We start from the raw sequence: 24,504 nt of genomic DNA, 5'->3' as shown, positions 1-24,504 counted from the left end.
ATATGATGTAAAATAGGCTTCAATATAGATTAATGGCATATTTCTACCAATCTTTTTCTTGTTTTACTTTTTCGCCTTTTGCCTTTTGAGCATTCATTTTCTTTTGAGTTTTCTTTTCCTCGTTATTTAAACTTTCTAGTAATTGTTTTACTTGTTCTGGAGACATTTTACCTTTTTGAGGCTTTGGCTTTTCTTGTTCCTTTTTCTCATCTTTTTTAGGATCTTTGTTTTTATCCTTTTCATCATCCCCCTTACCGTCTTTATCTTTTTCGTTTTTCTCGTCTTTTTTGTCCTTATTTTTGTCTTTGTCGTCCCCGTCTTTTTTATCGTCTTTGTCTTTCTGGTCTTTATCTTTATTGTCCTTGTTGTCCTTATTTCTATCGTCTTTGTTATCTTGATTTTCTTTTTCTAATAAAGATTGAGCAACGGCTAAATTATAACGAGTTTCATCATCATTAGGGTTGTTTCTTAAAGAGTTTTTATAGGCGTCTACGGCAGGTTGATATTGTTTTTGTTCCATCATTGCATTACCAATGTTATGATACGCTTCTGCCTTTGTAAATTTGTCTTTTGCAGTTTCTGCAGTCAATTCGTATTGTGGAACAGCTTCTTTAAAATTATTATTTTCATAAAAAGCATTTCCTAAATTATAAGAAGCTTTATCATATTTTGTATTATTTGCTAATGATTTCTGATATGCAACAGAAGCATCTGTAAATTTTTTTTTATTGTATAAATCATTTCCTTGTCTTAAGAGTTTTCTAGCTTCTCGTTGTAGGGCAATAGAGTCTTTTTGTGCTAAAATTTCTTTCGGTGAAAATAGCATCAAGAAAACGATAAGGATGTACTGTAAAATCTTCATGTTATCTTTAACTTCTTTCATAATTTGTGTCTTTTTACATAAAAATAATGATTACAAAAGTAAGGTATTCAAAAAAAGAATTTTGTTAATAAGTTGTTATTTTTAATAAGCCTAATATTCATAGTTTTAGGTTGTTTTTAGTAGGCTTATTACAGTTGTAAATTGGTTATGTTGTAGTAGATTTTAATGCTATTCTTCTTTAAATCAAAAAACATCCAATAGAACCTGTTATAGATTCTATTGGATGTTTTTGTTTCTCGTTCTGCCTTTAAACTGTAGAAGAGTATGTAGTTTTTGTTCTGGTTTTTATTTATGCAGCTATTTCTCTTGTTAACCATCCGCTTTTACCTGCGGTTGCAATAGAGTATGGAGTAATCCAGAATAAGCCAAAAGTATAAAGTATGCTATAAGAATACGCCCATAGTGCTTGTTTTAAATCATATCTCTTAGTGTAGAATAATACAGGGAAAGTAGACACGACTAAAATACTTAACAAAGTAGAGCTTATAAATAAAACAGGATGTGTAAAAATGAAATACATCATAAATAATAAAAAAGGATATGACATGATCATTTTTATGGACTGCGTTACAAATAATAATCTCGATCCGAATTTACTACCTTCTTTAAAGTCGGTAAATACATATTTATACATAGCAATGTTTTCTCTTACATTACTTCTTCCCCATCTAATAAACATTTTGTACAAACCAATATAGTCTTCTGGTACATTTGTATATGCGTATGCATTTTTTTGAAATAATACGCTGTATCCTTGTTTTAAAATCATGTTCGTTAAGGCTCTGTCTTCTCCAATATCAGAAGCTTTACCCATAAATTTCTGGTCTATCCATTCTGGTAAACAAGCAAAAACAGCACTAGCTTTGTAAGCGGCTAAAGCACCAGGAGTACATAAAACCGAATTTAAACTACTTTCTGCAGAACGCTTAAATTCGAAACTCATTACAAAACTTACGTTTAGCATTTTTGGTAACAAAGCTTTGTTGTTATTCAATACCTGAATATTACCAGCTACAGCACCACATTTTTTATCTACAACTATCGGACTTACTAAATTACGAAGTGTGTCTTTTTTAACTATCGAGTCACTATCTACAGTTACAAATATTTCTCCACTTCCCATATTAAAACCACGGTATAAAGCATGTCTTTTACCCATGTTTTTTGGTTGTTGCATTATGGTTACTTGATCTCCTAAAAGTTTTTTAGCTTCTTTCATCCACTGCCAAGTATCATCTTTACTACCATCATCAATAGATAATAATTGTAATTTTTCTTTTGGATAATCACTTTTAGCTAAACTTTTTAAGGTAGCCCAAACTTGTTTTCCTTCGTTATATGCTGGTACAATTACCGTAACTGTAGGTAATTCTTCATCGCTTACAGATGCTATAGGTTTGTATTTAAAATATAAGTATAGATCATAAAGAAATGTCATTACTCCAAAAGCAAATAGGGCTGCAGCTAGACTAAAAAATAGAAATCCAAAGTTGTTGTTTAATCTGTCATAGTTAAATTTAGAGAAATCATCTTGTAACATGTAAACTACAAAAGCTGCACCAATCATTATTACAAATGAGCTTACTAGCGTAAGAATAGCTTTAAAATTAATTGGAGACTTTTTTTTATCATCTATAGAAAACTTATTGTTATGTAATTTTAAATTAAAGGTTGCTGATTTCATGTTGATTATTAATTAGATCTTGTTATGTCTATTTTAAATCAATTTATGTACCATTAGCAACTATGCCTTGTTTACAGGGTTTTAGCTTTTTTACGATGTTTTATGTGTGTATTTTTTACCCACTTAGTGAGTAAAATGTATCCTTATTTATTAAATAGAATAGCCAATTGTATTTTCTAATAAAGTCTTTCTGATGAATGAAATACAACGAATGAGCCGATTAAAAATTTTAATCGGCTCATTTAAGTTTTGTTTTATAAAAAGTATGTGATTGCTTCGTTCCTGATGGATGAAATGTATTATTTTTTCGTTTTTTCTTCATCAAACAAATCTACTTTTCGCAACCATTTCGTTTTCTTATCAAATAATAAAATATCTATCAATAAGAAAAGTAATCCTATTGCTACAAACCATTGAAACTGGTCTTTATAGTCTGAAAATTGTTTTGTTTCGAATTCACTTTTTTCAGCATTCGCAATAATATCTGCAATTACTGTTACTGGTTTATCTGTAACATTACCATCAATATAAGTACCATTTGCTGCATCTGCAATGCCTTGTAGAACATCTGGCATGCGTTTGGTGAGTACAGTTTCTCCTTTATTGTCTTTTTTGTAGCCAATCATAGTACCGTTTACTCGCATAGGAATTGGACTTCCATTTTCTAAACCTACACCAATTGTGTAAATCTTTACCCCCTCTTCGGTTAATGTTTGTGCTACTTGTTTTGTTTCTTCTTGATGATCTTCTCCGTCAGAAATAATAATTAAAAAACGGTTTGTTTGTTCGTCATTATTATAATAAGTTTTTGCTAATTCTAGAGCTCCATTGATGTCTGTACCTTGACTAGAAACCATATCTGGATTTGCATTTTGCAAAAACATATTTGCTGCGGCATGATCTGTAGTTATTGGTAAAAGCGGATACGCATTTCCTGCATAAATAATAATACCAACTCTATCAGAACCTAGTTTTTCAATAGTTTTAGAGATAATTTGTTTTGCTTTTTCTAATCTGTTTGGCGCAATATCTTCTGCTAGCATACTTTTAGAAACATCTAAGGCAAAAACAATATCTACACCTTCTCTTTTTACGGTTTGTAATTTGGTTCCCATTTTAGGGTTTACTAAAGCAATTACTAAAAATGTAATTCCTAAAAGTAAAAACACCAATTTTAAAACAGATTTAAAGGTGGAAGTATTTGGTGCTAAATTTTGAAGTAAATTTAAATCAGCAAATTTTTTCTGTGTTCTTTTTTTCCACCATAAAACCAACAAGAAAACAACAATCATTGCTGGAATGATTATGAGCAGGGAAAAATAAATTGGTTCTTCTATACGATACATATTGAAAAGGTGTAACTGTGTAATTGTTTAACTGTTTAATTGAGATTTTCTTAAAGCATTAAGCATGTTTGATATTTTGTAAATACGTTGCCTTATATCGTTATAAACAATTTCATCTATAAACTTTAATTTGTGACATAAAATAATATGATTTAAAACTTCCATTGTTGTACTAAAAGCAATTGTTGAAAAATGTGCTTTGTCTTTGTTTGTAATTCTTGATGTTCCTTCTGCAATATTTGCAGCTATTGAATTTGTAGCTCTTTTTAATTGGCTTGTAATTCCATATTTTTCATCAACAGGAAAACTTTTTGAGATACCGTAAACTTCAACAGATAAATCAATAGCTTCTTGCCAAACTTTTAATTTTTCAAATGAAAATACATACATCTTTTTTCAATTACACGATTACACAAATAAACAATTACACCTTTTTCTATATAAAACTCTTAAAGATGGTGTTTCTTAAAAAAAACTCTAATAACAAGAATCCTAATCCTAAAAAGATAAAAATTCTATATTTTTCTTGATAATTGTAATATTTAAATTCTTCTATTTTTGTTTTTTCTAGCTTATCAATTTCATCATAAATCTCTTTTAAAGACTCGTTGTCTGTAGCTCTAAAGTATTTACCTTGAGTTTCCGCTGCTATTTCTTTAAGCAAATCTTCGTCTATCTCTACAGGAAGCTTTCTAAATTGTAATTCACCTGTTCTAGGATCTCTACTATAAGGAAAATCTGCCATTCCATTAGTTCCTAATCCTATGGTGTAGGTTTTAATTTCTAATTCTTTAGCAAGCTCTGTAGCTGTTCTTGGGTCTATATTACCAGAATTATTTACACCGTCTGTTAATAAGATAATAACCTTACTTTTTGCAGTGCTTTCTTTTAATCTGTTAACTGCAGAACCCAGTCCCATACCTATTGCGGTTCCGCCTTCTAATTGTCCCCATTTTAATTCAGAAATAGTACGTTTTACAATTCCTTTATCACTTGTAATAGGCGTTTGTGTAAAACTTTCGCCGGCATAAACAACAATTCCTATTCTGTCGTTTGGTCTTCTATCAACAAAATCTATAGCAACTTTTTTAAGAGCTTCTAATCTGTTAGGTTTTAAATCTTTGGCCAACATACTTGCAGAAACATCAATTGCCATTACAATATCTATTCCTTTATTACTTTTTGTTTTTTTACTAACAGAAACATTTCTTGGTCTTGCTAAAGCAACAATAATTGCTACCAAGGCTAATATTCTTAAAAGGTATAAAAGTGGTTTTAATTTAGATAAAAGCGAGTCTGTTTTAAAACCTTTTATACTGGGCATTGTTAAAACTGCTGCATCTTTTTTGCGCATAAAAAAATGCCAAACCGCTACTAATGGAATTAGTATTAGTAACCATAAAAACTCCGGATTATGAAACTCAAAATTACTCCAATTCATCATTCTCTTCAATAATTGGTTTAGGTTTTAAACTACTCACAATATCCTGAGCATCTTTTCTATCTTCTTCTATTTCTAAAGCTAAAGGTTTCGATTTTGCAAACTTTACCAAATCTGCTTCTCGTAATAAATCTCTTAACTTTTTAATAGTTTCTTCTGATGTTTGTATAGTTTCTGCATCTTTAAAGTCTTTTAGCATATCTAAAACCTCATCCGTTGTTTTTTCTAAAGCAGGTACTTTTAATTCTCGCTCTATATAACCACGCACAATTTCTGTCAATTCAGAATAGTATTCTTTAATTTTATTGTTTTGCCACAATAGTTTTTCATCTAATTCATTCAGCTTAAAAATAGCTTCTTCATAAGGAGGCAATGCTCTGTATGTTGGGTCTTCTGTTTCTTCTTTTCTTTTTCTGATCACAAACCAGTAAATCCAGAAGCCAATAATAGCCAATGCTGCTAAAAGGATGTAAATGTATATTTTAAAATCATCAAAAGTATATGGTTCACTTTTAATAGATTTAATCGGGAATTTCTTCACCTTGGTTGTGTCAATAGCTATGGTAGCTACGTTTACTAATAAAGAATCAGTTAAAAAAGCTTGATTTTTTACAAAAATTTGTTGTTGCGGAATGTAAAATGCACCACTATCAAAACCCGTTAGAATATACTTTCTTATTAACGAGTTTTTTACAGTATCTACTTTGGTAGAATCTATAATTTCTAAGCCTTTTAGATTCAGTTTAGGCATGATTACATTCTGTGTATCATCCACTGTAATCTTTAAATTAAATTGCTCACCAATTCTAATATTAGTAGTATCAATTTCTGCCCTTACTATAGGGTTTTGTGCAAAACCAATAGTAGAAATAAATAGCAGTATGTAGAGTATTTGTTTTTTCATTTTTAAGGGTAACTGCGTTACTATCTTCCTTTATGTTTAAAATAACCTAATAATTTTTTTACGTAGTTTTCATCAACTCTTGTGTTAACGGTACCTGCGCCACTTCTTTTAAACATGTTTGTATAATAATCTGCTAAACGTAAAGCATTTGCTTTGTAACTTGTTCTTACAGATTTCGATGCTGTGTTTATCAACTGTACATTACCGGTTTCTGAATCGAGCATAGGAACCATTCCTAAATTAGGAATTTCTTCATCATGTTTGTCAAAAACTCTTATCCCTGTTAAATCGTGTTTCTTTGCCGCAATTTTTAATGTTTTTTCATAATCATCATCCATAAAATCGGATAACATAAAAACAATGGCTCTTTTTTTCATCACACTAGATAAAAACTTTAAAGCAGCAGCAATATTGGTTTTTTTACTTTTTGGTTTAAATTCGATCAGTTCTCTAATGATACGTAAAACGTGACTTTTTCCTTTTTTAGGAGGAATAAAAAGTTCTACACCATCAGAAAATAAAATTAGACCTACTTTATCATTATTCTGAGTGGCCGAAAAAGCCAATGTAGCAGCAATTTCTGTAACGGTATCTTTTTTAAACTGCGTTGATGTTCCGAACAATTCAGAACCAGAAACATCTACCAATAGCATCATGGTTAACTCACGTTCTTCTTCAAAAACCTTAATATAAGGTTCGTTATAACGAGCGGTAACATTCCAATCAATAGCTCTTACGTCATCGCCAAATTGGTATTGCCTTACCTCAGAAAAAGTCATACCACGTCCTTTGAATGATGAATGGTATTCACCTCCAAAAATATCATTAGACAAACGCTTTGTCTTAATTTCTATTTTACGAACCTTTTTAAGTATTTCTTTTGTTTCCAATGTGTAAGCGTGTAATTGTTTAAATGTGTAAGCGTGCGTTGGTGTACTTATTTAATTGAGAATTGCAGGATAATATTACTAACAATTACCCAATTAAACGTTTCAACAATTACACAATTTTATGGTACTTCAATTTCGTTAATAATAGAATTGATAATGTCTACAGAAGTTACATTTTCTGCTTCCGCTTCATATGTGATTCCTATTCTGTGACGTAAAATATCAAAAACAACTGCTCTAACATCTTCTGGTATTACATACCCTCTTCTTTTAATGAAAGCATAACATTTTGCGGCTTTTGCAAGGTTAATACTTCCCCTTGGTGAAGCTCCGAAACTAATTAAATCTTTTAATTGTGGTAAGTTGTATTTTTCTGGATAACGAGTTGCAAAGATGATATCAAGAATGTATTTCTCAATTTTTTCATCCATATACACTTCGTTAGCAACTTCTCTTGCTCTTATAATTTGATCAACAGAAACTACAGGATTTACTTTTGAAAATCCGCCAGATAAATTTTGACGCATAATAATTTGCTCGTCTTGTAATTTAGGATAATCAATTACCACTTTTAGCATAAATCTATCTACTTGTGCTTCTGGTAAAGGATATGTTCCTTCTTGTTCTACCGGGTTTTGAGTTGCCATTACTAAGAAAGGCTCGTCTAACTTAAAAGTAGTATCACCAATAGTAATCTGGCGCTCTTGCATTGCCTCTAATAAAGCAGATTGTACTTTTGCAGGTGCTCTGTTAATCTCATCTGCTAACACAAAGTTTGCAAAAATAGGTCCTTTTTTAATTTCAAAACCATTTTCCTTCATGTTGTAAATCATGGTTCCAACAACATCTGCAGGTAGTAAATCTGGTGTAAACTGTACCCTACTAAAACTAGCTTGTACTGCTTTAGATAATGTATTAATTGCTAATGTTTTTGCCAATCCAGGAACCCCTTCTAACAAAATATGACCGTTTCCAATCAATCCAATTAACAAACTTTCTATCATTTGTTTTTGACCAACAATTACTTTATTCATTTCTAAAGTAAGAATATCTATAAAGGCACTTTCTCTTTCTATTTTTTCATTAATAGCTCTTACATCTACATCCATTGTAATATTGTGTTAGGTGTTATAATTTACAGGAACAAAGCTACAATATTAACAAAATTATTGTTGTTAAAAGAAGGTTAAAGATGTCTATTTTTTTAAATTAATAAAAAAGTGATAGCTTAAATAAAATGTTAAAATATTGCCTTTTTAGTTTTAAAAGGCGATATTTAGAGATAATAATCTTAAAAACACCTTAATATGAAAGAAAATTACTTATTTAAAAACGTAGTTATTACTTTATTATTTTTGCTTCCTTTTGCCATGGTAGCACAGACTATAAAGGGTAAAGTTACAGATTCGTCTGGTGGTGGTTTACCATATGTTAATGTTATTGAAAAAGGAACAACCAACGGAATAGTTACAGATATTAATGGAGAGTTTTCTGTTAGTGTAAAAAAGTTTACCTGTTAAACTAACGGTTTCTTCTATGGGGTTTGCTGCTAAAGTGGTAAATGTTACTAGTACTTCTTATCTAACAATTTTGCTAAGTGAAGATAATTCTTTAGAAGAAGTAGTAGTAATTGGTTCTAGAAATCCCAATAGATCTGCTATAGATTCTCCTGTACCTATTGATATTGTAGATATTAAAGAATTAACAGCAAGTGCACCGCAAGTAAATTTAAATCAGATTTTAAATTTTGTAGCACCTTCATTTACTTCAAATACACAAACCATTTCTGACGGAACAGATCACGTAGATCCTGCTTCTTTAAGAGGGTTAGGACCAGACCAAGTATTGGTTTTAATTAACGGAAAAAGAAGACACACCTCTTCTTTAATAAACGTGAATGGTACTTTTGGTAGAGGTTCTGTTGGTACAGATTTAAACGCAATACCTGCAGCTGCTATTAAAAGATTAGAAGTGTTAAGAGATGGTGCAGCGGCACAATACGGTTCTGATGCAATTGCTGGTGTTATTAACATTGTTTTAAATGAAAGTGTTAATGAGTTATCTATGTCTGTTACTACGGGAGCAAATTTTAGTAAAAACGCAAACGGACAAACTGGTGGTGTAGATGGGCAAACAACAAATGTTAGTGCTAGTTACGGGTTGCCTTTAGGAGACAAAGGTGGTTTTATTAACTTTTCTGGAGATTTTGATGTAAGAGAAGCTTACAACAGAATGAAAGAGTGGGAAGGTGATGTCTTTAACTTATATAATACGGTAGAAAGATTTGCAAGTGATGATGGTTACGATCTTACAAAATTAATAGATGATGATGTAAGTGATGTAATACAATATGCAAACCAAGCTGGTATTAATTTAAATGGAGCAACTACAAAAACTCAGTTGCAAGGAATTTTAAATGGAGATAATACCACTGCAGAATTAGCTGCTAGAGGCTTAGAAAGAAAAGATTTTAACATGAGAGTGGGACAATCTAAAGTACGTGGAGGTAGATTTTTTGCTAATTTTAAATTACCTTTAGATGATAATGGAACAGAATTGTATTCTTTTGCAGGTATGAGTTCTAGAGACGGAAACTCTGCAGGTTTTTACAGATTACCAAACCAAGAAAGAACTTATACACCAGCGTATATTAATGGATTTTTACCTGAAATTAACTCAACAATTTCAGATCAATCTTTTGCAGTGGGTATAAAAGGAAATATTGGTGAGTGGAGTGTAGATTTTTCTAATACCTACGGTAAAAATGCCTTCGATTATGTTATTGGTAATACTTACAATGCTTCTCAAGGAACTGCATCTGGTACTACTTTTGATGCTGGTGGATTCTCATTTTCACAGAATACAACCAACTTAGATTTATCAAGATTTTATAAAGATACGTTTGAAGGTTTTGGTGTTGCTTTTGGTGGTGAACACAGATTAGAAAACTACGAAATTATTTCAGGAGAAGAAGCATCATACACACAATACCAAGCAAATGGTACTGCTTTTACAGGTGTTTCAGGAACAAGTCCTTTATTAGATTTCTTTGGAAGATCTAGACCAGGAGGTTCTCAGGTATTTCCTGGATTTGGTCCTAAAAACGAATTAGATAGAGCACGTAGTAGTGTTGCTGCTTATGTAGATTTAGATGCAAAGTTTTCGGATGCTTTTTCAACTACTTTTGCTACACGTTATGAAAATTATTCAGACTTTGGTAGTACCTTAAACTTTAAATTAGCCTCTATTTATAAGGTTTCTGATAACTTTAGAATTAGAGCTTCTTTTAATACTGGTTTTAGAGCACCTTCTTTACATCAATTAAATTATAATTCTACTTCTACAATTTTTGATGATCAAGGATTACCAGTAGAAGTTGGTACTTTTGCAAATGATAGTAAAGCGGCTCAGTTATTAGGAATTCCTCAATTGAAAGAAGAAACTTCTAATAGTTTTAGTGCAGGTTTTACAGCTAAGTTGCCAGAATCTAATATTACTTTTACTGTAGATGGGTATGTTGTTAATATTGATGATAGAGTAGTATATACAGGTCAGTTTGAGGCTATGCTAGATGGTTCTGGTGTACCAATTGATGCTGCTAACTTACAGCTTTCACAATTATTAGTGCAAGCAAATGCAACAGCAGCATCATTCTTTGCAAATGCTATAGATACTAGATCTACAGGTGTAGATGTTGTAATTTCTCACAAAGCAAATTTAGGGGCAACTACAAGGTTAAAAACAGATTTATCGGGTACTTTCTCTCAAACAAAACAAACAGGAGATATTAACTCTTCTCAAATTTTAAAAGATGCAGGTCAAGAAGGAACGTATTTTCCAGAAGATAGTAGAATCTATTTAGAAGAGTCTGTGCCAAGAACAAAAATGGTATTATCTAACAGTTTAACTTCTGGTAAGTTTAATGTTTTCTTAAGAAATGTATATTTCGGAGAAGTATCAGAAGCGACGAATACACTTGCTAATCAACAAGACTTTGCAACCAAAGTTGTTACCGATTTATCTTTTGGTTATAAAGCTAGTGAGAGTTTAACTTTAACCATAGGTGCAAATAATTTATTAGATGTATATCCAGATAGAGCAATTGATGCAAACCGTAGTGATGGTCGTTTCGATTGGTCTAGAAGATCTCAACAATTTGGTATTGGTGGTAGACACCTATTTGCTAGAGTAAGTTTTAACCTAAAATAAGAGTATTATTTTATAAAATAAAAAGCGGCAATTTGCCGCTTTTTTTATTTGTCTTGTAAAAGTTTAAAGGAGTCTTTAAACTCACCATAGGTGAAATATTGAATCCAATCTCCTAGATTTATGTAGGTGCTATTTTCTTTCAATTTTATTTCTAAAGGAAGATGTCTGTGTCCAAACACAAAGTAATCGTAATGTTGTTTGGTTAGTTTCTCTTTGCAATACAAAACCAACCATTCGTTTTCATCACCTAAATATTTGGCATCATCATCACCAGAAATTAATTTGTTTTTTACAGACATATAATGCCCTAAACTGACTCCGATATCTGGGTGTAACCATCTAAACATCCACTTGAATAAAGGGAAGGTGAAGACTTTTTTCATACGTTTGTAGCCATGATCTCCAGGGCCTAAACCGTCTCCGTGCCCAATTAAAAACTTCTTATTGTTGATTATAAATTCTTGTGGTTCATGATATACCGGTATGTTGAGTTCTTTTTCGAAATAATCATTCATCCATAAATCATGATTACCAATAAAAAAGTAAATAGGAATTCCGCTATCTCTTATTTCAGCTAATTTACCTAAAACCCTAACAAAACCTTTTGGCACAACTGTTTTATACTCGAACCAAAAGTCGAATAAATCACCTAGTAAAAAAATAGCTTCTGCATCTTTTTTTACTTCGTCTAACCAAGCAACAAACTTTTTTTCGCGAGGAAAACTAGCTTCTGGCGTTGGTGCTCCAAAGTGTTGGTCGGATGCAAAATAGACTTTTTTATTTTCTGAAGTTGTTATAGAAATCAAGGAGTTGTTTATTTATATCGGTAAAAATAGAAAAACTAATTTATAAACTGGTGATAGGGATTAAAAACATCTCGATACAATTTTTGTTACCACAATTTTGAGGTATCACTGTTATGAGACTTCTCAATATTTCGAAGTGATAAGCTTTGTGTTTTTTTGCGTTCAGTTTTGTTTCCATCCAGTTTTGTCATTTCGATCTTTTTGGGAGAAATCACATAAAGTTTGGAAGGTGTTGTGTTATCACTGTTATGAGATTTCTCAATACTTCGAAATGACAAATTGAACGTGTTATTGTATGTTTTTATTACACCCAGTTTTGTCATTTCCGCTTAAGAGGTCTTTTGAATAATACATACTGTCAGTTCGAGTGAAATTTCTTTTTAAGAAATTTTGTATCGAGAACATTTCAATTAAAAAAAAACTACTCTTTGATAATCTTTCTATATAAGTTTCCTGAATCTGTAAAAACTTTAATAAAATAAATCCCAGCACTTAGTTCGCTAATATTTATATGTTTACTGTTAGATTTTAGTACTTCTTTACCAAGGGTATTGTATAAAAGAGCTTTTTTAAAAATTATATTTTTTGATGTTTTAATGGTTAAATCTGTATTTACTGGGTTGGGTAACAAAGAGATGTTTTCTAATACAAAAGGATTGTTCTCCACAGCTAATGTAGTAGTACTATTTCTAGAAATTAAGTGATAATCAGGGTCAAAATCGATAGAACTTACTGGGAAATTTATATTTTCTACAAATATTTCTCCATTCGTTAAGTTGTTTAAAACCAAATCTAAAACTTCTCCATTCGTTCCGTTTAAACGTATAGGAATATTGGCTTCAAAGAAAGAAACAGAAGTATGACTCTGTGTTTGGTTTACCTGTATATTTATGGTATTTGTTGTTGGTTGATGCCATGCAACGTTGTAAGTTGGGTATCCTTGGTTGTACACCCAATCGTTAAAAAACTCGTTTAAATCTAAGCTACTCGCAGTTTCTAAATGTGTTATTAAATAGGGTGTTTTAGCATAACCATACGCCAAATTAGGATCGGTTATGTAGTTTTTTATCCCTTTAAAAAAGTTTGTATCTCCTAATTTTTTGCGCAACATGTGTAAAACCATGGCGCCTTTATTATAGGTTAATCTGCTATTAAAAATTCTGCTAACGCTTGTGGTGTCTACATCAGAAAGGTAAACTGCTCCACTTGTAGAGGAAGTTATGGAGTTTATAGTAGAATTTCTCCAGCTTTTAAAAGAAGTTTCTCCGTCTAAATGCTCTATTGTTAAGCCAGATAAGTAGGTTGCAAAACCTTCATTTAACCAAATATCTTTCCAACTGCCGCAAGTAACTTTATTACCAAACCATTGGTGTGCTAGCTCGTGGGCAATTAAACCTCTATTAAAACTTCCCATAAAAGAAACGGTTGTGTGTTCCATTCCGCCGCCCCAACCAAACTGAGCGTGTCCATATTTTTCATTTTTATAAGGATAATCACCAAATAAATCGATAAAATGTTCCATGATATCAACGGTAACTAAAGTACTGTTTTGGGCTGAGGTTAAACTTTCTGGATAGACATAATTTACAATCGGAAAGTTGTTGTCATTATGAGAAACTTGGTGAGAATAGGTTTCGTAATCGGTAACTGCAATGGCAATTAAATAAGCAGGAATAGGATATTGGTGTTTAAAATGTGTTGTTTTAGAACCTAAAGTAGTGGTTGTGCCTTGCTCCAATCCGTTGGAAACGGAAACATATTGTTCAGGTGCAGTGATATACACATCAATAGTGTCAATTTTATCATTCAAATCTTGTTTACAAGGCCACCAACCTAAAGCACCATAAGGCTCAGAGAGTGTCCAAAGTACAGGAGTGTTTGCTGTTCCGTGTGTATTTACTTCAAAAGAACCAAAACCATTACTTGTTGGGTTGCCGCCATAATTTATGGTAACTGATGTGGAATTTCCTTGATTTAATGTGGTTTGAAGCGTAATAACCAATTCGTCATTTGAGTTTTGAGAAAAAGATACAGCGTTTCCGTTTTGCGTTACCGAAGTAACAGTCATATTATCGTCTAAATCGAAAGTAACGGTAGTTAAATTGTCTAAAGCGGTAAAAGTGGTGGTTACTTTACCAGAAATAGCTGCAACTTTAGGATCTACAGAAAACTCTAATTTATGATAGGTAATATTGTAATTAGCAGTGTTTGGGTTTGCTTTAAAATGAATTTTTGTTGCAGCAGATTTTGCTTCTGCTTCTGCAATTTGTATGAGTTCTTGGGCAGTTCCGCTATAAATATGTACAAAAATAAATAAGCAAACAACAACAAAACGAATCATAACTAATAGGATTAGAATTTAAAAGTACTGTTTAAAAGTTATAATAAAAAATATAGGTGCTAAAGTAGTTCTGTAATTTTTTAGAATGTACTTATCTTTGCAAAATGTTAGAAGATAAAAATACACAAAAGACGTCGTTGGCTGAACTAGGTGAGTTTGGCTTGATCAATCATATTACAAAATATTTTAAGGTACAAAATGCATCAACAATAAAAGCTGTTGGAGATGATGCTGCCGTTTTAGATGCTTCGGATAAACAAACGTTGGTTACCACAGATTTGTTGATAGAAGGTGTACATTTTGATTTAAGTTATATGCCACTAAAACATTTAGGTTACAAGGCTGTAATGGTAAATTTATCTGATGTGTATGCGATGAATGGAGTTGCAGAACAGGTTACGGTTTCTATTGCGGTTTCTAATAGATTTCCGTTAGAGGCAATTGAAGAATTGTATGCCGGAATTCAGTTAGCTTGTGAGAGTTACAATGTAGATTTGGTTGGTGGAGACACAACGTCATCTACCAAAGGGATTTTAATTTCTGTTACCGCAATTGGTAAGGCAGAAAAAGCCGATGTTGTGTATAGAGACGGTGCAAAAGAAACAGATTTAATTGTTGTTTCTGGAGATTTAGGTGCTGCTTATTTAGGGTTACAAGTTTTAGAGAGAGAAAAGCAAGTTTTTAAGGTTGATCCAAATAATCAGCCAGATTTAGATAGTTATACCTATTTAATTGAACGTCAATTAAAGCCAGAAGCACGTAGAGATATTTCTGGATTATTAAAAGAAATGGAAATAAAACCAACTTCTATGATTGATATTTCTGATGGACTTTCGTCAGAACTTTTTCATATTTGTACGCAAAGTAAAGTAGGTTGTAAAGTGTATGAAGATAAATTGCCTTTAGATCCGCAAGTAATTTCTGCTTGTGAAGAATTTGAATTAGATTCTACGATGGTTGCTTTAAGTGGTGGTGAAGATTACGAACTTTTATTTACAGTGCCTATTGCAGATTTTGATAAAATAAAAGGAAACCCACATTTTTCTATTATTGGTCATGTTACTGCAGAAAACCAAGGACTAAATTTAGTGACAAGAGCAGGACAGGAAATTGAATTAAAAGCACAAGGTTGGAATGCTTTAAAGAATGAGTAATTTCAGCGTAAATAATATATGAAAAAAAGGCGAAAATTTTAAATTTTCGCCTTTTTTTTATGGGGTTAGACTGACGTGTTTGTGTGTGAAACGCAGGGTAAGAGATAAGCCCTTTCGTTTCGTATTATTACTTAGTTAAATATAAATATTTTGCTTTTTTTTAAATAACTAAGTTCATATCAATATTGTACCCACTATTTTTTAACTCTTTAGATATACTGAGCCTCCATTCTTCTTGTGTTGAAACATAAACGACTCCTGAAATATCATTAGGTTTTTCGATATCTCCTTTTACTAATGCGCAAACGTTTCTTCTTCCAATTTTACTAATTAGAAAACCGTGCTCAAATACTACATTTTGTCTAGCTCTATTTTGAAGAGTTGGATTTTCTTCATTTTTAGCTCCAATATCACACCCTGTGTACAAAACAATACCAAATCCGACATTAGAATATTCTTCTATTTTTTCTATGATAGTTTTTCCAGAGCTTGCTTTTTCATGTAAGATAATTGCTTCTAATTTCAATTTTTCAATAAATCTAGCAACTTCATTTTTCAATAATTCATCATGACCGTGAACGATGAATACCTTTGAAAGGTCAAGTTCAGGAGTAGGTATATGGTTTACAGTATTTTTAGTAGATTTTATTCTTAGACAAGATGTTAGTGCACTAATGATTTTTTTTTTTTGCTTATCAAAATCTTCTGGGTAATTTCCGTCAAATTTTCTGACATCTAATCTTTCAAATATTCTCCATGGAGCACTATCTTTTCCATAATTTTTTAAAATATAATCTTCACATTCAGCAATCCAACCTTGTAATTCAGGAGTAGACTTAGTGTAATGTTCTCTTAGTTTTTGATGTAAGTATATATTTTTATCTAAGGTATGCTCTTGAGCTTCATTTATTAGCTCTTCTACTTTATCTTTCATTTATTGTAATTAATTTTGCAAACAGATAATAATAAGGTGTGTTTTAATTCACTAAATCTTATCAAAAGTTAAACGAAGTTAGCTGTTTTTTTGAAGAATAAAGTATATTTATTTGTAAATAAATAGAAGAAGAACTTCTAAAACGATATCAATTTAAAGAAAAGGAAGTGAGTCTATTTTGTATCTTAACTTTGTTGTTTTCTTTATTGTGATACTGCTTTTAAGCCAACAATAGAGATTACTAGTGTAGTAATAAATAGTAACCTTAAAAATGTTGCGGGTTCTTTAAACACAACAATTCCTACTAAAACCGTTCCAACTGCTCCAATTCCTGTCCATACTGCATATGCTGTTCCTATTGGTAATGTTTGAGTTGCTTTGATTAAAAGTCCCATGCTTATAGCACAACTGATAAAAAAGGCGAAGTACCAAAAATACATCTCATTCCCCGTAGTTTCTTTTGCTTTTCCTAGGCAAAAAGCAAATACCACTTCAAATAAACCTGCAACAACTAAAATAATCCAATTCATAATTTTTATTTTTCACAAAGGTGAGAAATGGTATTCGAGTAAAATTTTACAAATGATAAAAAATGCGTGTTTATTTTACGTCTGCCCTTATGCTACTTTAGCTTACTTGAGTTATACCTAAATAAGAGGCAATGTGTATTTAATACTTTTAGCTTTTAGTTTTCTTTTGGTTTATAAATGACAATTATCTGAATTAAAATTGCAAGAAAAATCAATATATAAATTTCAATTTTTGTAAAAAGCTCTATGGAATCAATCGCTTTTTCACTTAAAGACATTTGCCTTTTACCTTCAACTATCTGAATTTTTGACAAGTCATTAAGATTTAGTTTTACTGCTGATATATGGTTGATTAAAGGAGTCTTATCAACAAATTTAGACTGAATAAAATCGGATTCTGTATTTTTTAATATTTCTAAATTCGTTTTGTACGCACTAAATATTTTCTTCTCTTGTAGTGTTAGTTTTGTTTGTTCAAACATCTCAATAAAATCCTGAATATCCTGGCTAACCTCTTTATTTCTGCCCGAAAAGAATACTGAATCTGAAGCAACAACGGCTAACTCTTTTTCTTGAATAGAATTAGACATTTTAAAGATTAAATCTTTTGCAATAAGTCTGTCGTTATAGATTGCAACAACAGAGTCTTTAACTCTAGAAAAATTGTTTTTGTCAATAAGATTTGTTGCAATTATTAAAATGAAAACCATTAAAATACCAAGAACCCATTTTACTTTGTTGTAGAATACCATCGCTTTTTGTTAAAAGTTAAACCTATCAAATTTATATAAAATGTTAACTTCTGGCAATAAAAAACTATAATTGCTTATAATTCTACAATAGAAAAAACTAATTTACTAGATTCAGTATTTACTCCAACTGTTTTTTGTCTCAACAAAAGTTTAAGAAAACCAATAAGATTTATCCAATAGGCATTACTGGTGGCTTAAATTTTAAAATGGTTGTTATTTTAAGAAACCTAAAAGAGTTTATTAATATTTTAATTTTAGGGCTTCTCTTTTAGATGCATCTGTTAATTTCTTTTGTTTCCAATAAGGTTCATTACTACTTGCTTTTAGCGTAGCAGTTGTTATTAAACCACTACCATTATCTTCTGACCAACCTAAGATCTTGTACGGAAATTCTTTTTCTACATCAATAGAAACTGTTCTATCAATACTTAGGTATTTTATCTGATAATTTAAGGTGTTATCTGAAGTTGTTTTACTGATAATAGCTTTCTCTACATCCATTTTCTTATAATTAAAACGACTGTAAATGGTAGATGGAATCAAATCTATTTTGCCTTCTGATAATTGTCCTTTTTGAATGCGAATTCTCGTCATTAAATCTTCTTCTAAAAGTGCTTTTTGTATTGTTTTTTCTTCGTCTCCGTCAGATTCAAAATAAGAGAATTGTTTAAAATTATAGTTATTATCAGCAAGATTTAATTGTGTAAATGTATGTCCACACCATTCTTGAATACTAGTTGTTGATTTTAAAGTAAAAGGATGGTTTTTAGTATTAATAGGTGTAAAAGTAGAAGTGACAATGGAGTAATCGTAAATTCCTGTATTAAATTTACGAATATGGTTTAATTTCAAAACAGAAATATTATCGGTTTCCGCTTGTTGCGGATTGTCTAATTTTACTTGTTTACTAGCAGAAAAAGGTTCTGTAACAAAAACCAAGACAACTTCTCCGTCTCGTATTTCGCCATATCTAGCTTGTTTTAAAGTATAACTACTTAACTCAGCTTTCCCAGAATACCAATAATTATTAAATTGCTCATTTACAGAAATAGGATTTTTTTCTTTTTTTACAGTTGCTTGAGGCGTTTTATTGGTTTGTCCGGATTGGCAACCTATAAAAGAAAAAAGAGATAGGTATAAAAGTGCTGTTTTAGTATTTATCATATTTTGTAGCTTAAGTATCTAATAACAAATAGGTCGTTATTTTTAGGTAAATTTTACAAAATGTAGCATCATTTACTTTTTTCTATTAAAAGTTTTTGTAGATATTCATTTTGTTTTTCTAAAAGTTCATTGGTTTTGTTCATTAACTCAATGTTTTTAGGTGTAACCACTGCTTTGTTCTTTGGGTCGTCTGCTTTCTTTTTCATAGAATTCATTGCTTTAACAATTACAAAAACAGTAAATGCAATGATTAGAAAATCGATACTTGCTTCAAATAATTTACCATAACCAATTGCAATTTCATCAATGGTAATTTTTTCTTTAACAAGTACAGCTTCTCTTAGAATAATTTTCTTGTTTTCCCATTTTGCACCTTGGGTCATAAAAGATAATGGTGGCATTAAAACCTCTTTTACCAATACGCTAATTACTTTATTAAAAGCAGCTCCAATAATAACCCCAATAGCAATATCTATCATGTTACCTTTTACAGCAAACTCTTTAAAATCTTCAATTAGTTTAAATTTCATAAATTATTTTTTTACAATACCATTAAATTACAGCCTCTAATGTCTGAATTATCAAAACGACCAATAATTTCGAAAGTACCGTTTTTATGTACTTTGCCTAAATCTTGCGTAGCAATAAAAGCACAAGAATTATAGTTCGCCAAATCAATTACATTAATTCCGCCTGTTTTTTCAACTTGTTGAATGGTTAGTGCATCTTCTGTATCTCTTGTTAGAATTTTCATCCAAGGAGGCATGTCAAAAACACCATTCCCGTTAGAATATCCTTGACTTAATAATTCTGTCATTCCGTATTCTGAGTGAATTTCAGTAACTCCAAATCCGCTTTGTAAAAGCTGATGCAATTCATCTCTAATTAACTCTTTTCTTCGTCCTTTCATTCCACCAGTTTCCATAATAATGGTGTTTTTAAGGTTGAATTGTTGCATTTCTATTAAATCTAACAAAGCAAAAGAAACGCCAATTAAGAGTGTTTTTTGACCTCTTTTGTCTAATTCTACTAGTTTTTTTGCTAATTCTTGAATATTATCTAAATAAAAACCACTTTCTGAATTGTTTGATTTCTGAATTAAATCATCTACCATAAAAACCAAAGAAGAGCCATTTCTTTCTAAATAATTTGGCAATAAAGCCAAAACTACATAGTCTTCTATGTTGCCATAAAAATGAGCGAATCCTTTTAAGTAACTTTCTTTGTAGAGGTTAATATCTGTAACAAAATGTTTGCTTGTAACGCTACCAGTTGTGCCAGAGCTAGTAAAAGTTTCTTGAATCTCTTCTGTAGAAGAAAGTACTTCTCTACTTTTAAAGAACTGAATAGGTAAAAACGGAATTTCTTCAACCTTAGTAACATCTGAAGGATGAATGTATAATAAATCGCAAAAAGAGCGGTATACTTTATTGTTCTTAAACTGGTGTTTAAAAACAGCTAAAGCAACTTGCTTAAAATCTTCTTGGTTTTGGATGTTAAAAATATTGTTTTGCATAAATTCAAAAAAAATGCCCACAACACTTTTGTTGTAGTTTTTATAATTATTATTCCCTTGTTTGTAGTAAAATAGATTCACTAAAAAAGGGATTTACATAAAGAATCTTTGCTTAAAAAACTTTATGCTGCAAAAATAGAATTATTTAACGCAACCTTTTATAAGTTTTTGCATCTTATAATAAAAGAGCCAAATAATGAAGTTAAAAAGTATCATTTTAGTCGTTTTTATGTTGATTATTTCTTGTGAAAAAAATAACCTTGATGTAAATGAAAAAACATTAATGATTGCTTCTACAAAAGTAGATTGTGTTGGTGTGGCTCCTCAAAAATGTTTGTTAACCAAAGAAGTAGGAGCAGAAAATTGGGGATACTTTTATTCTTCTATTGCTGGTTTTAATTATGAAGAAGGTTTTGAATATGAGATTTTAATTTCTGAAAAAGATATAGAAAATCTGCCACAAGATGCATCTTCTAAAGAATACACGTTGATAAAAGTAATATCTAAAGTTGAAAAAACATCAGAAAATCTACCAGAATGAAACTAAAAATAATTTTTCTAGTTAGCCTTTTAGCTTTTTTAGGATGCTCAGAAACAACAGAAACTACTTTAGAACTCTGTAATGAATGTGTGATTATAGATAATAATTTATATAACAAAACTGCAACCACTGGTTACAATATAAGTAATGCAGTCTTAAATGGAGATTTATTAACTGTGAACATTGCTGCTAGTGGTTGTGATGGTAATAGTTGGAGTGCAACGCTTGTGGATGCTAATTTAATCTTAGAATCGAATCCGACTCAAAGAAATATTAAAATAAATTTTGTAAACAAAGAAGCTTGTTTAGCTGTTTGGTCGAAAGATTTTACGTTTAATATCAGTCATTTAAAAGAAAGTAACACAACAATTCTTTTAAATTTATATGGGTGGGATTCTCAAATACAATACTAAAAATTATGAAAAAAATAATTGTTTTACTTTTTCTAGTTTCATTATTTTCTTGTGAAGACAATGAGGTAATAATAGATTCTAATAATTTATTAATAGGAAATTGGGTAGATCCGGTTTACGACGGAGAAATTACCACATTTAAAAGAGGAAACTCTTTACCAAATGAAGCGTACGGAATTTCATTTAATAAAAGTGGCAATTTTATAGAACGTACTTCTGGTTGGTGTGGTACACCGCCTTTATCTTTCTTTAATATTAACGGAACCTTTGAGTTAGAGAATACACTTGTTCGTATTTCTACAGAAAGCTACCCAGCTAATTATGCATGGCGAATTGTATCGCTTACAGCAGAAGAATTGGTGGTTAAAAGAGAACTTACAGCACAAGAAATAGAGCACAGAAACTTAATGGATTTGTTTAATGAAATTCAAGAGTTGTCTTACAGTGTTCCTTGCTCAGATGCTAACAATTGGTTATTTACTGCTTATGGATCAAAAGCTTGTGGTGGTCCGCAAGGGGATATTGCTTACGCATCTACAATAGACACAAATAATTTTTTAAATAAAATAGAAGCATACACAGAAGCAGAAAAAGCATTTAATATTAAATGGGGTATAATTTCTGACTGCTCATTTACAAATGTTCCAGTTTCTGTTGCATGTATAAATGGATTACCAACACTTAAATATCAACTTAATTAGATTAAAAAATGAAAAAAATTAGCTTATTTTTATTAGGATTACTTGTCTTTACTTCTTGTTTAAACCATGATGATTCTCCAAATTATAAATTTGAGTACATGTCAATAGACGAAGCGATCACTCCAGAAAGTTTTACATTTGGAGAATCAGACACCATTACTGTAAAGTATTCTTTACCAAATGATTGTTATACTTTTGATCAGATTTATTATGAAACACAAGATACTACAAGAATTGTTGCAGTAACTGCAATGGTTTTATTAGACGCAGATTGTACAGAAGAAATTGTGCAAGAAGAAAAGAAGTTTGTAGTTACGGCATCTCAAAGAGAAGATTACATCTTTAAGTTTTTTAAAGGAAAAGACAGTAATGATGAAAATATTTTTGAGGAAGTCATAGTTCCTGTAAATTAGAACCATCAAACTAGAAAAGCTCATACAAGAATGCTGTCAGCAGAAAATGACAGCGCAAGCAACAGTTTATCAGCTTTATGCAGATAAGCTGTTTGCAGTTTGTTTAAAATATTCGAGCAATTATCAAGACGCAGAAGATAATTTACAAGATAGTTTTATGACTATTTTTGAAAAAATAAAAAAATATAACCATAAAGGTTCTTTTGAAGGATGGTTAAAACGTGTAACGATTAATACCGTTTTGCAAAAATACAGAGTAAAGTCTCCCTTGCAAAATGTAAATGATTTTTCTGATGAAGTAGAAATAGAAGAAGAATTTAATATAGAAGACACTGTTTTTAATGTGGATGTTTTGTTGGGTTTTATTCAACAATTACCAGATAAGTATAGATTGGTTTTTAATTTATATGTTTTAGATAATTATTCTCATAAAGAAATTTCAGAAATACTTGGGATTTCAGTCGGTACATCAAAATCGAACCTGTCTAGAGCAAGAAAAATATTGAAAGATCAAGTAGAAATGCATCAAAAAAAAATAGAAAACGATTAATTAATGAAAAATAAGAATTTAGATAAATTGTTTCAAGATCAGCTTAAAAATTTGGAGGTAACTCCAGATAAAAAAGTATGGGGCAATATAGAATCTAAACTTAAAAAGAAGAAGAGGAGAGTAGTGCCTTTTTGGTGGTTTGCAGGTGCAGCAGCTGCAATGTTACTTTTAGGAATGTTACTATATCCTACTTCTACAGACAATACAGATTTTATTAATATAGATTCTAAAACTATAGTTACAGAGCGTAAAGAAAACGAACCAGAAAAAAATTATCAACCTAAAACAGATTCACTTATTCAAAATATAAAAATTGAAGAAAAGATATTGGTTGCAGATAAAAAACCAATTGAAACTAAAGAAAATAAGTTAGAAAAATTTGGTTTTAAAAAGAAGTTAGTTAGTGAAAAAAAAGCTATGAAAAAGATTTTATTAGCTGATAACTTTATGAAAGATACATTAGAATTATCAAATTCTAAAAAGAATACTGATACAAAAAAAGAGCAAGTTTTTTCTGAAGAAAAAAATCAAATAGTAGAGGATGAATCGATAGAAACAGTACCGAATACCAAAGTAGATTTAAATAAATTTATAAAAGAAAAGGACAGTATTTTTTCTATTAAAAGCTTAAAAAATAAATGGTTTATTGCCCCTGTTTTTGCGGTTTTAAATTCAAATTCATTTTCCAATTCATCTCCTGTAAATAAAAGCTTATCAAATTCAACAAAAGGAAAAAGCTCTTTTTCTTATGGTTTTCAAATAGGATACCAAATTAACAAAAAATGGAGCATTCAATCTGGTGTGCATTTGCAAGAAATGAGTTTTGTTAATCATCAGGTATCAGCTGTTTCTTCAATTTCAGAAAGTTCATCACCACTTTCTTTTAATAGTGGTGTTTCATTTTCTTTTAATAGTGCTCCTGTTCAAAGTGCTGATTTTGATAGCGGTACTATGTTAAGTAGAAATAGTTTAAATGGAGATTTGAATCAAATTTACGGTTATATAGAAATCCCAATAGAAGTGAAATATAATTTTTTAAGTGTTAAAAACTTTAATACACAGGTGGTTGCAGGGTTTAGTTCTTTGTTTTTAAATAAAAATGAAGTTAATTTTAGTTCACAATTTGTTTCTAATTCGGGTACTGCGAGCAATCTAAATAATATTAACTTTAGTGGTAATTTAGGTTTCGATTTTAATTATTTTCTAAATAATAGGTGGTCTTTAAATTTAAATCCGATGTTTAAAGCTCAATTAGATACTTTTAGTGAGAATTCCAATGGGTTTTCTCCCTTCAATTTCGGTATATATTCAGGTATTAAATATACATTTTAA

23 protein-coding genes and 1 pseudogene are annotated in these 24,504 nt (G+C 30.6%); 8 read left to right on the top strand and 16 right to left on the bottom strand.

Going from position 1 to position 24,504, the window contains the following annotated elements:
* Positions 1-43: 43 nt before the first annotated feature.
* The 8 genes from WG945_RS10235 to WG945_RS10200 form a co-directional block, all read right to left on the bottom strand.
* The gene (locus WG945_RS10235) at positions 44-883 is read right to left on the bottom strand and encodes a tetratricopeptide repeat protein (protein ID WP_231874493.1); all 840 of its coding nucleotides are present in this window, start codon (positions 881-883) and stop codon (positions 44-46) included.
* Between the two features lie 289 nt (positions 884-1,172).
* The gene (locus WG945_RS10230) at positions 1,173-2,567 is read right to left on the bottom strand and encodes a glycosyltransferase (protein WP_082864144.1); all 1,395 of its coding nucleotides are present in this window, start codon (positions 2,565-2,567) and stop codon (positions 1,173-1,175) included.
* 299 nt (positions 2,568-2,866) lie between these two features.
* Entirely contained in the window at positions 2,867-3,913 is a 1,047-nt protein-coding gene (locus WG945_RS10225; protein WP_197482029.1) for a VWA domain-containing protein, read from the bottom strand.
* A 27-nt stretch (positions 3,914-3,940) separates the two neighbouring features.
* On the bottom strand, positions 3,941-4,303 hold the full coding sequence (locus WG945_RS10220) for a four helix bundle protein (protein ID WP_068447647.1): 363 nt from the start codon (positions 4,301-4,303) through the stop codon (positions 3,941-3,943).
* Between the two features lie 46 nt (positions 4,304-4,349).
* A complete protein-coding gene (locus tag WG945_RS10215; protein WP_068447978.1) occupies positions 4,350-5,354 on the bottom strand; it encodes a vWA domain-containing protein in 1,005 nt (334 codons plus the stop codon).
* Positions 5,341-6,258 (bottom strand): BatD family protein, encoded by a 918-nt coding sequence (locus tag WG945_RS10210; protein ID WP_068447645.1) that lies wholly within the window; start codon positions 6,256-6,258, stop codon positions 5,341-5,343. Before WG945_RS10210 ends, WG945_RS10215 begins: the two co-directional genes overlap by 14 nt.
* Before the next feature lie 20 nt (positions 6,259-6,278).
* Complete coding sequence (locus WG945_RS10205) at positions 6,279-7,148, bottom strand: DUF58 domain-containing protein (RefSeq protein WP_068447643.1); 870 nt, start codon at positions 7,146-7,148, stop codon at positions 6,279-6,281.
* A gap of 119 nt (positions 7,149-7,267) precedes the next feature.
* The gene (locus WG945_RS10200) at positions 7,268-8,257 is read right to left on the bottom strand and encodes an AAA family ATPase (RefSeq protein WP_068447642.1); all 990 of its coding nucleotides are present in this window, start codon (positions 8,255-8,257) and stop codon (positions 7,268-7,270) included.
* 198 nt (positions 8,258-8,455) lie between these two features.
* On the opposite strand from WG945_RS10200, the pseudogene WG945_RS10195 reads away from it, so the two are divergent.
* Positions 8,456-11,357: pseudogene (locus WG945_RS10195) on the top strand (TonB-dependent receptor).
* Positions 11,358-11,401: 44 nt separating this feature from the next.
* Here WG945_RS10195 and WG945_RS10190 read toward each other — a convergent pair.
* Both WG945_RS10190 and WG945_RS10185 read right to left on the bottom strand, forming a co-directional pair.
* Complete coding sequence (locus tag WG945_RS10190) at positions 11,402-12,163, bottom strand: UDP-2,3-diacylglucosamine diphosphatase (protein ID WP_068447640.1); 762 nt, start codon at positions 12,161-12,163, stop codon at positions 11,402-11,404.
* A 421-nt stretch (positions 12,164-12,584) separates the two neighbouring features.
* Positions 12,585-14,504 carry a M1 family aminopeptidase gene (locus tag WG945_RS10185; protein ID WP_068447638.1) on the bottom strand — a complete coding sequence of 640 codons (1,920 nt, stop codon included), beginning with the start codon at positions 14,502-14,504 and terminating at the stop codon, positions 12,585-12,587.
* A 104-nt stretch (positions 14,505-14,608) separates the two neighbouring features.
* Here WG945_RS10185 and thiL point away from each other — a divergent pair, with 104 nt between their 5' ends.
* Positions 14,609-15,658: a thiamine-phosphate kinase gene (gene thiL, locus WG945_RS10180; RefSeq protein WP_068447636.1), complete on the top strand. Its 1,050-nt coding sequence runs from the start codon at positions 14,609-14,611 to the stop codon at positions 15,656-15,658.
* Positions 15,659-15,818: 160 nt separating this feature from the next.
* Here thiL and WG945_RS10175 read toward each other — a convergent pair whose 3' ends face one another.
* From WG945_RS10175 to WG945_RS10150, 6 genes are all read right to left on the bottom strand, one after another.
* Entirely contained in the window at positions 15,819-16,592 is a 774-nt protein-coding gene (locus tag WG945_RS10175; protein ID WP_068447634.1) for a TIR domain-containing protein, read from the bottom strand.
* Between the two features lie 203 nt (positions 16,593-16,795).
* Positions 16,796-17,122 (bottom strand): DMT family transporter, encoded by a 327-nt coding sequence (locus tag WG945_RS10170; RefSeq protein ID WP_068447633.1) that lies wholly within the window; start codon positions 17,120-17,122, stop codon positions 16,796-16,798.
* A 155-nt stretch (positions 17,123-17,277) separates the two neighbouring features.
* Positions 17,278-17,874, bottom strand: a complete 597-nt coding sequence (locus WG945_RS10165; protein WP_068447630.1) for a chemotaxis protein — start codon at positions 17,872-17,874, stop codon at positions 17,278-17,280.
* Between the two features lie 240 nt (positions 17,875-18,114).
* A complete protein-coding gene (locus WG945_RS10160) occupies positions 18,115-19,038 on the bottom strand; it encodes a hypothetical protein (protein WP_068447629.1) in 924 nt (307 codons plus the stop codon).
* A gap of 68 nt (positions 19,039-19,106) precedes the next feature.
* Positions 19,107-19,568, bottom strand: a complete 462-nt coding sequence (gene mscL, locus WG945_RS10155; protein WP_068447627.1) for a large conductance mechanosensitive channel protein MscL — start codon at positions 19,566-19,568, stop codon at positions 19,107-19,109.
* A gap of 11 nt (positions 19,569-19,579) precedes the next feature.
* The gene (locus WG945_RS10150; protein WP_068447625.1) at positions 19,580-20,554 is read right to left on the bottom strand and encodes an acyl transferase; all 975 of its coding nucleotides are present in this window, start codon (positions 20,552-20,554) and stop codon (positions 19,580-19,582) included.
* A gap of 196 nt (positions 20,555-20,750) precedes the next feature.
* Between WG945_RS10150 and WG945_RS10145 the strand changes: the two genes are divergently transcribed.
* The 6 genes from WG945_RS10145 to WG945_RS10120 are packed head-to-tail and all read left to right on the top strand — an operon-like array spanning position 20,751 to position 24,504.
* Positions 20,751-21,095: a DUF4377 domain-containing protein gene (locus tag WG945_RS10145; protein ID WP_068447623.1), complete on the top strand. Its 345-nt coding sequence runs from the start codon at positions 20,751-20,753 to the stop codon at positions 21,093-21,095.
* Positions 21,092-21,508, top strand: a complete 417-nt coding sequence (locus WG945_RS10140) for a hypothetical protein (RefSeq protein WP_068447621.1) — start codon at positions 21,092-21,094, stop codon at positions 21,506-21,508. The genes WG945_RS10145 and WG945_RS10140 overlap by 4 nt, the downstream gene beginning before the upstream one ends.
* Positions 21,509-21,513: 5 nt before the next feature.
* Positions 21,514-22,209 (top strand): hypothetical protein, encoded by a 696-nt coding sequence (locus tag WG945_RS10135; protein ID WP_068447619.1) that lies wholly within the window; start codon positions 21,514-21,516, stop codon positions 22,207-22,209.
* 8 nt (positions 22,210-22,217) lie between these two features.
* Positions 22,218-22,622, top strand: a complete 405-nt coding sequence (locus tag WG945_RS10130; protein WP_068447617.1) for a hypothetical protein — start codon at positions 22,218-22,220, stop codon at positions 22,620-22,622.
* Positions 22,623-22,668: 46 nt separating this feature from the next.
* Positions 22,669-23,172, top strand: a complete 504-nt coding sequence (locus tag WG945_RS10125; protein ID WP_317039154.1) for a sigma-70 family RNA polymerase sigma factor — start codon at positions 22,669-22,671, stop codon at positions 23,170-23,172.
* A 3-nt stretch (positions 23,173-23,175) separates the two neighbouring features.
* A complete protein-coding gene (locus WG945_RS10120) occupies positions 23,176-24,504 on the top strand; it encodes a hypothetical protein (RefSeq protein WP_068447612.1) in 1,329 nt (442 codons plus the stop codon).

The sequence above is a fragment of the Polaribacter atrinae genome (assembly GCF_038023995.1).
Taxonomy (GTDB): domain Bacteria; phylum Bacteroidota; class Bacteroidia; order Flavobacteriales; family Flavobacteriaceae; genus Polaribacter; species Polaribacter atrinae.
The sequence above is the reverse complement of the archived record's forward strand: the minus strand, read 5'-3'. Positions and strand labels throughout refer to the sequence as shown.